This window comes from Chromohalobacter sp. 296-RDG, from assembly GCF_029889885.1.
In the GTDB taxonomy this organism is placed as follows: domain Bacteria; phylum Pseudomonadota; class Gammaproteobacteria; order Pseudomonadales; family Halomonadaceae; genus Chromohalobacter.
Genome location: NZ_JARANY010000174.1, coordinates 1 through 1,694, shown reverse-complemented (window position 1 = coordinate 1,694; position 1,694 = coordinate 1). Strand labels below are relative to the sequence as shown.

The following is a 1,694-nucleotide window of genomic DNA, read 5'->3' as shown; positions in this document are numbered from 1 at the left end:
CTCCCTTGGCACTCGCCAACGATTCACCCGGTCCGTCCTTTACGGGGACGATTACCAGGAGATAGACATGACCCAACCGCACGACGCGCCGGCCATCGTGGTCGCGGCGCTTTATCAGTTCGTCACTCTCGACGACTACGAGGCCCTGCGCGAGCCTTTGTTCGAAACGATGCGCGCCCACGACGTCAAAGGCACGCTGCTACTCGCCCAGGAAGGCATCAACGGTACCGTCTCCGGCACCCGCGAGGGCATCGACGCCTTGCTGGCGTGGCTGCGGGCCGACCCACGTCTGGCTGCGGTCGACCACAAGGAGTCCTACTGCGATGCGCATCCGTTCTATCGCACCAAGGTCAAGCTCAAGCGCGAGATCGTGACCATGGGCGTGGAGGGCGTCGTCCCTGACCAGCAGGCCGGTACCTATGTCGAGCCCGAAGACTGGAACGATGTCATCGCCGACCCGGAAGTGCTGGTCATCGACACGCGCAACGATTACGAAGTGGAAATCGGCTCGTTCGAGGGCGCCATCGACCCGCAGACCAAGACGTTCCGCGAGTTTCCGGATTACGTCAAAGCGCATTACGACCCCGCCAAGCACAAGAAGGTGGCAATGTTCTGCACCGGCGGTATCCGCTGCGAGAAGGCCTCGAGCTTCATGCTCAACGAGGGCTTCGAGGAGGTGTATCACCTCAAGGGCGGAATTCTGAGCTATCTGGAAAAGGTCCCCGAAGAACAGTCACGCTGGCAGGGGGAATGCTTCGTGTTCGACAATCGCGTGACCGTACGCCACGATCTCGCCGAGGGCGATTTCGAACAGTGCCACGCCTGTCGCCGGCCGATCTCCAAGGACGACATGGCCTCCGCGAAATACGAACCCGGCGTAAGCTGCCCACACTGCTGGGATAACCTGCCGGAAAAGACCCGCAACAGTGCCCGCGAGCGTCAACGCCAGATCGAGCTTGCCAAGCAACGCGGCGAACCGCACCCGCTGGGCCGCGATCCGCGCCGTGACAAGGCGAGTCACGAAGCGTAAGCCTAGCCCACCGCGAACGATACGCGAGCCGACAGCCCTGGCGGCTCGCGCCGATCTCACACCCCCTACAGCGTGATGACGACGCCCCCGGCCGCCAGGATTACCACGACCGCCCAGGCCGGGAGCTTCCATACGCTCAGCAGCAGAAAGCCCGTCAATGCCAGGGCAAACTCGGAAGAGCCGACAACCACACTGGTCCAGACCGGTTGGTAGAGTGCAGCGCCCAGGATGCCCACCACCGCGGCATTCGCGCCTCGCATCAATGACTGCGCACGTTCCAGACGCCTGAAGCTATTCCAGTAAGGCAGCACGGCCACCAGCAATAATAGACCCGGCAAGAAGATCATGATGAGCGCCAATGCCGCGCCGAGCAGCGGCACGGACAACGTCCCTATCTCGGCGCCAAGATACGCTGCGAAGGTGAATAGCGGTCCTGGAATCGCCTGGGCGGCGCCGTAGCCCGCGAGGAAGCTATCGGGTGTCACCCAGCCTGACTGGACGACCTCGCTCTCCAGCAGCGGGAGCACCACATGCCCACCCCCGAACACCAAAGCACCGGCCCGGTAGAAGGCGTCGATCATCGCCAGGATCGTGGACGACGACAGCCAGGCAAGCCAAGGCAGCCCGATCAGCAACGCGATGAAACATGTGGCAGCGACTTGGC

The 1,694-nt window shown here is 62.9% G+C and carries 2 protein-coding genes; one reads left to right on the top strand and one right to left on the bottom strand.

Features of this window, described 5'->3' with window-relative positions:
* Positions 1 to 67 precede the first annotated feature (67 nt).
* Positions 68 to 1,030 carry a rhodanese-related sulfurtransferase gene (locus OP495_RS17600; RefSeq protein ID WP_280571062.1) on the top strand — a complete coding sequence of 321 codons (963 nt, stop codon included), beginning with the start codon at positions 68 to 70 and terminating at the stop codon, positions 1,028 to 1,030.
* A 65-nt stretch (positions 1,031 to 1,095) separates the two neighbouring features.
* Here the strand turns inward: OP495_RS17600 and OP495_RS17595 are convergent.
* Positions 1,096 to 1,694, bottom strand: a 599-nt coding sequence (locus OP495_RS17595) for a chromate transporter (protein ID WP_280571061.1), incomplete at its 5' end; no start/stop codon positions are given.

Coding starts and splice junctions, on each gene's coding strand:
- OP495_RS17600 (WP_280571062.1), top strand. CDS start 68: ATGACCCAACCGCACGACGCGCCGGCCATCGTGGTCGCGGCGCTTTAT.